The 7,629-nt window shown below is 45.3% G+C and carries 7 protein-coding genes; 5 read left to right on the forward strand and 2 right to left on the reverse strand.

Translation table 11 applies throughout. The annotated features are described in order from the left end of the window. Positions 1–60 precede the first annotated feature (60 nt). Entirely contained in the window at positions 61–594 is a 534-nt protein-coding gene (locus QUB06_RS33300; protein WP_333438964.1) for an AAA family ATPase, read from the forward strand. 4 nt (positions 595–598) lie between these two features. Then, the gene (locus QUB06_RS33305; RefSeq protein WP_333438966.1) at positions 599–1,504 is read left to right on the forward strand and encodes a DUF4435 domain-containing protein; all 906 of its coding nucleotides are present in this window, start codon (positions 599–601) and stop codon (positions 1,502–1,504) included. Positions 1,505–1,721: 217 nt separating this feature from the next. Here QUB06_RS33305 and QUB06_RS33310 read toward each other — a convergent pair whose 3' ends face one another. Continuing rightward, positions 1,722–3,422, reverse strand: a complete 1,701-nt coding sequence (locus tag QUB06_RS33310; protein ID WP_333438968.1) for a pentapeptide repeat-containing protein — start codon at positions 3,420–3,422, stop codon at positions 1,722–1,724. 683 nt (positions 3,423–4,105) lie between these two features. Beyond that, positions 4,106–4,534 (reverse strand): hypothetical protein, encoded by a 429-nt coding sequence (locus QUB06_RS33315; RefSeq protein WP_333438970.1) that lies wholly within the window; start codon positions 4,532–4,534, stop codon positions 4,106–4,108. A gap of 49 nt (positions 4,535–4,583) precedes the next feature. On the opposite strand from QUB06_RS33315, the gene QUB06_RS33320 reads away from it, so the two are divergent. The 3 genes from QUB06_RS33320 to QUB06_RS33330 are packed head-to-tail and all read left to right on the forward strand — an operon-like array spanning position 4,584 to position 6,776. After that, positions 4,584–4,739, forward strand: coding sequence for a hypothetical protein (locus QUB06_RS33320; protein ID WP_333438972.1), 156 nt, complete (start codon positions 4,584–4,586; stop codon positions 4,737–4,739). Between the two features lie 49 nt (positions 4,740–4,788). Next, positions 4,789–6,558, forward strand: a complete 1,770-nt coding sequence (locus QUB06_RS33325) for a S8 family peptidase (RefSeq protein ID WP_333438974.1) — start codon at positions 4,789–4,791, stop codon at positions 6,556–6,558. Then, positions 6,555–6,776, forward strand: a complete 222-nt coding sequence (locus tag QUB06_RS33330; protein WP_333206690.1) for a hypothetical protein — start codon at positions 6,555–6,557, stop codon at positions 6,774–6,776. Before QUB06_RS33325 ends, QUB06_RS33330 begins: the two co-directional genes overlap by 4 nt. Positions 6,777–7,629 lie beyond the last annotated feature (853 nt).

Consider the following 7,629-nt stretch of genomic DNA (forward strand, 5'->3'; position numbering starts at 1 on the left):
GTCTGATACCCGTTAGTAGACGTTCCCTCTTTATCAATGCACTATTTGGTTATTTTGTCAATGCGTAAGTCCTATAATATATCAAAGTCTGATAGAAATAAAATTGAGAAATTGGTGAGTTCAGGAGAGATAAACTCTGATGAGCAATATAGTCAATTAGTCTATTTTTTATCAAAAATGGTTGGTTTATATGAGCAGCAAAAAGAGAAGGATGATTCTATAAATCAGTTTGCTACAATATGTAATGAGTATTTGAACAAAAAACGCATTGTTTATGATGAGGCAAAGGTAGAGATATCAATAATTCAAACTCGAAATAAGAACCAGATTGATCTTAAAAACCTTTCTTCTGGTGAAAAGCAAATTATATCTTTGTTTTCCAGAATTTATTTAGAGTCTTCCGAAGACTTTATTTTGCTGTTTGATGAACCAGAGTTATCGCTTTCTATAGAGTGGCAAAAGCTTTTGCTTCCCGATATTTTGAAGTCAGGTAAATGTAAATTACTCTTAGCTGCTACTCATTCTCCATTCATCTTCGATAACGAACTAGATTTAAATGCTAATGATCTAGATACATTTGTGATAGAGAAATAAATAAATGTCTGTAAACACTTTAAGGGAATCCCGAGATAAGGCGGTAGTTGTATTTATGGAATTTACCAGATTATACAAACAAGATCCATCGGCGCTATATTGCTTTTTTGAAGGAGAAGACAGTAAATACTATGGAGTCAGGATCAAAAATATTATAAGACCTGAGAAGGCTTTTTATCGGGATTGTAGTGGCAAAAATGGAGTTTTACGAATCCACAAAATGCTTTCAGCCAGAAAGGATTTTGCAAATGTTAAAGCAGCTTATTTTATAGATAGAGACTTTGATCAATCGATTCGTGAGAGAGGCTTAAACGAAATATATGAAACTCCATGCTACTCGATAGAAAACTTCTACACCTCAGTTCAGTGTTTCTCTGAGATTTTGAGAAGCGAATTTAAGCTGCTGGAGTCGGATGAAAATTTTGAAAGATGTGTTTCTTTGTATATAGAATTGCAAGAGAAGTTCCATAATGCTGTTGAATTGCTAAATACTTGGATTGCGTGCCAAAGAGATAAGTCTAGTCCACTCAATATCTCAAAGAGAAGTGTGTGGGATTTTGTAAAGATTGACTTGAACCAAATAACACAAAAGTATGTAATTGATGATTTGTATAGGATGTTTCCGGGTACAATTGCCATCTCTCAAGAAGAACTAGATGCAAGGCTAACCGAGTTACGAAGTAGTACCAGGCAAAAAAGCTTCCGAGGTAAATTTGAGATTGAATTTCTGCGGAAATTTCTCGAAAAGCTTAAGCATGAAGCTAACATAGGTAACTACCCCTATTTCACTAGAAAAGTCAAGGTGGTTCTATCTTTATCAGAAATAAACATTATTTCTGACTTATCTCAATATGCTGATACGCCAGATTGTCTTGATAGCTACCTTAAGTCTTTTATATCTCCATCTTAGTCTATTCATTCCCACAAAAGGGCGATCGCAAACCGCACCGCTTCCCCCATTACCGAACAGCGAACCCGATGGGACGGCGTTTTCTCGCACGTAAGCAACTGTTCCCGAAACATCTGGTCTTGGTTGGCAATAATGCAGGATCGCTTGCAGTTTGCGAAGCAGAAGAGCAAGGGCGGGTATTAGCCGCTCTTCGGCTTCAAGTGTTCACAATTAACTGTTAATAATCGACCAAAAGGGTGATGGCATACCGCACCGCTTCCCCGATCATCGAACCGCGAACCCGATCGGACGCCGTTTTCTCCCACGCGAGCAACTGTTCTCGAAACAACGGGTCTTGCTTTGCCCGCTGCACGATCGCCTGACTGATGACTTTCTTTTGAATCTGCTCTGTCGGGATACCTTGCTGCTTCAAATAATCCAACAGCCGCTGCACGCTTTCGGAGAATTTATCCGGCGTCTGAGACATCAAAATAAACGAAATTTGGCGCACCATTCGCTGGTAGATTTCCTGTCTTCTGAGCAATACTTCCTTTTGGCTAGGCTCCGCATTGTTACTAGGAACAGCCAAGTCCAGCAAACTCAAAATTTCAGCGTCCTTGGCTAAAACCTTTTCCAACATATCTGGATAAAGCTCCAAAATGCGATCGCCCAAAATCTTGCCGTTCACCAAACGGTTCGCGCTCAGCCTCAGTAAATTTTGTTCTCCCGCAGACTCAAAAAATTGAACGTTGAATTTGAGTTCGTGGCTTTCCAACTCCACCCGACGCAGCGTAAAAACCAAAGCCTCCCAATTAGGAGATTCATCAAAACACACCTTCACAATAGAACTGTCCTCTTGATGCTGCCGCCCCAATTCCCCAGACTCAAAATCGCGATCGACCGGAAAGCGATTTGCCGCAACTTTCGCACTATAATCAAACTGAGTAAAAACATAGCTGCAGTCAACTCTCGACAGATCGACATCTTGAACTTGCCAATTTTGAATGCAGCAACCCGTAAGCTGCGCCCCCTCCAAATTCGTCCGAATCAAACGGCACTCAATCAAACAAGCTTCTCTTAAATCCGCCTCACCCAACATCGCATCCATCAAATAAGCGCCGCTCAAATCAGCTTTCCGCAAATCTGCACTTCGCAAATTAGCTTCGCTCAAATCCGCCCGCAGCAAATACACTCCTTGCAGGTTAGCTCGCAGCAAAAGCGCCTTCTTGAAACTCGCTTTCAATAAATAAGAACCCGCCAGATTAGCTCGACTCAAATCAGCGTTATCCAGCACCGCCTCAGTCAAATCCGCCCCCGCCAGCACAGCTCGGTGTAAGTCAGCGCCCGTCAGATTTGCCGATCGCATTTGAGCGCCATTCAAGTCAGATTCAATCAAATTTACACCGATTAAAATTGCCGATCGCAAATTCGCTTCCACCAAATGCGCTTCTCGCAAATTAGCACCCGTTAAATTAGCACCAACAAGACTGGCGCGGTTGAAATTCGCCTCCATCAATTCCGCCGCCATCAACTTCGCGCCGTCGAGTTTAGCCCCGGCAAAATTAATCTGGTCAGATTTAACTCCTTGAAGATTAGCACCGCCCAAATCCGCTTCGGGGAACGCGGCCCAATTGAGTTCTGCTGCTTCCAAACAAGCAAGGCGCAAATCCGCTTTAGCAAGATTTGCCCCGCTCAAATTTGCCCCGCTCAGATTCGCCCCAGCTAGCCCCGCACTGCGGAGATCCGCGCGGCGCAAACAAGCCCCTATCAACTTGGCATTGCTCAAAAAAGACCAGCTCAAATTAGCACCGGTCAAATTAGCACCAGTGAGGTCTATTTCTCGCAGGTTAACACCGCTTAAACTAGCGCCGCTGAGGTCAATGTGACCAAAGTTGCGCTCTCCCTGTTGATAGCGCTGTAAAAATTCTTGTGTTTGCATTCCGCAGATTTGGGGGCTGGCAATTTAGCTGTTTTAGGACGCGCGGGTCAATCGATTTTAGATTTTAGATTTTAGATTTTAGATTAAAGCATTGACCCCACAGATAAATACGTTCGGCAAGTTTCATCGGATACAGGTTTTTTATTTCTGGACGGATGAATCCGGGGGCTTGTATCCTGGATGCTTACGGTCAATAACTTGAACTGTAAGGTACGCACGGAACACGATCGGGCTAAGCACGGGAACACTACTCCTATTACTTACTGCAATAACTCATGTCCTCCGGGTGATCCGTGGGTACTTTACCCCTATAGATGGCAGTTCAAAGGATTGGTTGCCTAAGTTCTATTTCTACTACCAGTTTTACAGACTTTTGTAACTTCAAGTAGCAGAGTTAACATCTTATACGCTGGGAGCATCTCATATTTATAAAAACACTTCTTCTGGCTCCTTCCTTCTTCCTGTTTCCTCCTGCCTCCTGCCTCAAAACTCCAATTTTGGGCTTGGTTGCGTTCATTGAGATGCTCCCTATACCCTGCCCTGCCGGAGAGTGTTTTTACCAGAAAGAATTGGTTTAAAGCCCCAAGCCTTGCAGGGAGAAATTAAAAGAAGACTATTCATTACTCCAATCCTCGGACTTCCAGGTAGAGGTCGCCCCCCGGTCAACTGTCAACTGTCAACTGTCAACTGTCAACTGAACTAAAGCGCTGCAATTCTTGCTGCAAGTGTTTTGCCCATTTAGTCGCTAGAGGAATTTCTGTAAAAGGAATTTGCACCGCAGCAGCATCTTTCAACAAAAATTCGAGGGCGATTGGACTTCCCGAATTCGGCGGTGACTCTAAATCAACTGCCTGAGAGTTGACTAACAACCGCAGCGACTCCACGTCTTTTAAAGAAAAAGTTTGCAAATTTACCGGCCCGCTGCGAGTAGGTTTTCCCCAAGTTAAACTGTCTTCTTGCTGACCGAGTACAGCATAAATATCGTACTTTGCTTTAGCGAATTGTTCGGCCCAGACGCGATACGCTTCCAGCTTTTGATACTCGTTCCATCCAGCCCAAGCTAGCCCAATAAAAATTGCCAGCAGCGGCAGCCACATTAAACCTCTTTCCATGCAATACCCTTGTTGAAAATAGTTCAGGTTCTGTTTCTCATCTTCTCTCATGATACAATTAATTGAACTCCTAAAACTTGCTCTGCAATTTCAACTAGAAATTAAAGCCATTTTTGAGCGAGCAACAGCCACCGCCGAAAACTATCAAACGCCCGCGTGCGAGATCCCCACAAGTCGCAGCAAGGAAAACTGGCGCTGGCGGTGAAAATTGGGTTATTGTGGTGAACACGCCTTCCCTAAACGGACGATCGGCAATGAAAAAGTTTTTCCTTCTGTGCTTATTTTTAATCGGGCTCGGCTGGGCGATTTCTAATTTCCCAGGACTTGCTACTCAAGGCACTTACGACTCGATTGTGCTTGATTTCCGCGAAGATTTGGGTGCTGCTGAGATTGCGAAAGAAGTAAATGCGATCGCCCAACAGTACCAAGTCGCACCGCAACTCAACAGCGAATTCTCAGCGGCCGACAATGTATATGTAGTTAAGGGCGATCGCACTTTGCTAAACGCCCTGAGAAAATCAAATTTGGCTAAAGATACCGAATACATTGAACCGAACTACGTCTATAGCGCTTTCGAGATTCCCAACGACCCCATGTATACCAAGCAGTGGAATCTCCGCAGTATCAACGTAGAATCTGCCTGGAACGAAACCAAAGGCAGCGGCACAACAGTAGCGATAATTGACACGGGTATTACTCCAGTCGCTGACTTAAAAGAAACCAAATTTGTACCGGGCTACGACTTTGTAAACGATCGCGCCGAAGCCTACGACGACAACGGCCACGGTACTCACGTCGCAGGTACTGTCGCCCAATCAACTAACAACAATTATGGCGTCGCAGGCATCGCCTACGAAGCAGCTTTAATGCCGCTAAAAGTGTTAGGCGGCAGCGGTGGCGGCACGGTTTCCGACATCGCCGAAGCGATTAAATTTGCTGCTGACAACGGCGCCGACGTGATTAACATGAGTCTTGGCGGCGGCGGTGAAAGTCAGTTAATGGAAGAGGCGATCGACTACGCCCACTCTAAAGGCGTTGTCATCATCGCAGCCGCCGGCAACTCCGGCGACAGTTCCGCTTCCTATCCCGCCCGCTATCCCCACGTCATCGGCGTTTCCGCCCTCGGCCCCGACGACGAAAAAGCCACTTATTCCAATTTCGGCGCCGGAGTTGACATTGCAGCCCCCGGCGGTTCAGAAATGGGCAAGATCCTGCAAAGTACGATCGACCCGGAAACCGGCGCCGAAGTCTTTGAAGGCTACCAAGGCACTAGCATGGCTTCTCCCCACGTTGCAGCCGTTGCAGCCCTTGTCAAGGCTTCCGGCATCACAGAACCAGACGAAATTCGCAGTGTACTCTTGCAGTCCTCGCGAACTGTCACTGAAGATCCGTTAAACCATTTTGGTTCAGGACACCTAGACGCAGCCGCAGCAGTTCAGCTAGCCCAACGCGGACAAATCAACTTCCGCGATTTCTTCCGCTGGCTGCGCGATAACGGCTATCTCAACCCCCGCTTTTGGATTGACGGCGGTGCAGTCGCCCTGTTGCCTAAAATTGCAATGGTGCTCGGTTCTTACCTGCTGGCTTTCTTTTTGCGGAATTATTTTCCGTTCCAGTGGACTTGGGGCTTTTCCGGCGGCTTGATGGCTGGTAGTTCTGGGTTCTTTTTCCTGCGGAACTTGTTTGTATTTGACTTGCCGCAGTGGCCGCTGCGGGTGATGGGCAGTTCTATTCCCGAACTCGGCGGCGCAATTAATGGCAGCAGTATGCTGAATCCCTTTTTTGCTAGCGTTTTGATTCCTGGCATTTTGATTGCTTTGCTGTTGGGACATCAACAGTGGAAGTGGATCGCGATCGCAATTTCGATCGGTTTTGCCAGCAGTTTAGCGGTGAATGCTTTCCTGTCTCCCGCAGTCTGGGGATTGGGAACTGGTTTTATAGCACAAACATTCTTGATTGTCAATGCTTTACTGTGTTTCGGACTGGCGCGTTTAGCAATTAAAACAGAGGTGCGATCGGCATGAGTATTACTGTCAAAGGCAAAATTGAACGCAAAGGATTAGGCCCGGGCACTTGGGCTTTGGTTGGCGAAGATGGGGAAACTTACGAACTTAAGAATGCTCCTTCTGAGTTGAAAAAAGCTGATTTGAAAGTCAGTGTCAAAGGTGAAGTCCGCAAGGATGTGATGACTTTTGCTATGATCGGCCCGGTGCTTGAGGTGCAGTCTTTTGAGGCGATTTAGCCTAATTGGTTAATGCAGCTTTTGAGCTAAAAAAAACCCCGGCCAAAATTGGCTGGGGTTTATTAATCAGGGTGCATCTTTATTTACTTTCCAGTGGCTAGCACGATGTTCGGGATCAATTTGATTTTTAACCGCCGATGTACGCAGATTAACGCGGATAATTATGGATTTATTGAAATTTTGTGGTTTTGACTGCAATACGAAAAAAAAACCCGGCCAAAATTGGTCGGGAGTTAATTAATCAGGGTGCATCTACTAATTTAGTCTCCGGTTCGAGGTGCACCTGTTCCGGACAGTTTGGGAAAATATTTGAGAATTAGCGATTTTGGCTGTAATACGCAAAAAAAACCCCGGCCAAAATTGGTCGGGAGTTAATTAATCAGGGTGCATCTACTAATTTAGTCTCCGGTTCGAGGTGCACCTGTTCGGGACATTTTGGGAAAATTTGGGGAAATTTGTGGTTTGGGGTGCGATCGCCAAAAAAAAACCCGGCCAAAATTGGTCGGGAGTTAATTAATCAGGGTGCATCTACTAATTTAGTCTCCGATTCGAGGTGCACCTGTTCCGGACAGTTTGGGAAAATTTGGGAAAATTTGGGAAAATTTGTGGTGTTTGGTGCGATCGCAAAAAAAAAACCCCAAACCAAAATTGGTCGGGAGTTAATTAATCAGGGTGCATCTACCAATTAAGTTTCCTGAGAATTCGAGCGCCATCCGGACAACCTCAAACTTTACTCAGCATCACCGTCGATACCGCAAAAAAAAACCCCAAACCAGAATTGGCGGGGAGTTAATTAATCAGGGTGCATCTACCAATTAAGCTTCCTGAGAATTCGAGCGCAATCCGGACAACC

Source organism: Microcoleus sp. D2_18a_D3, from assembly GCF_036702455.1.
GTDB lineage: Bacteria > Cyanobacteriota > Cyanobacteriia > Cyanobacteriales > Microcoleaceae > Microcoleus.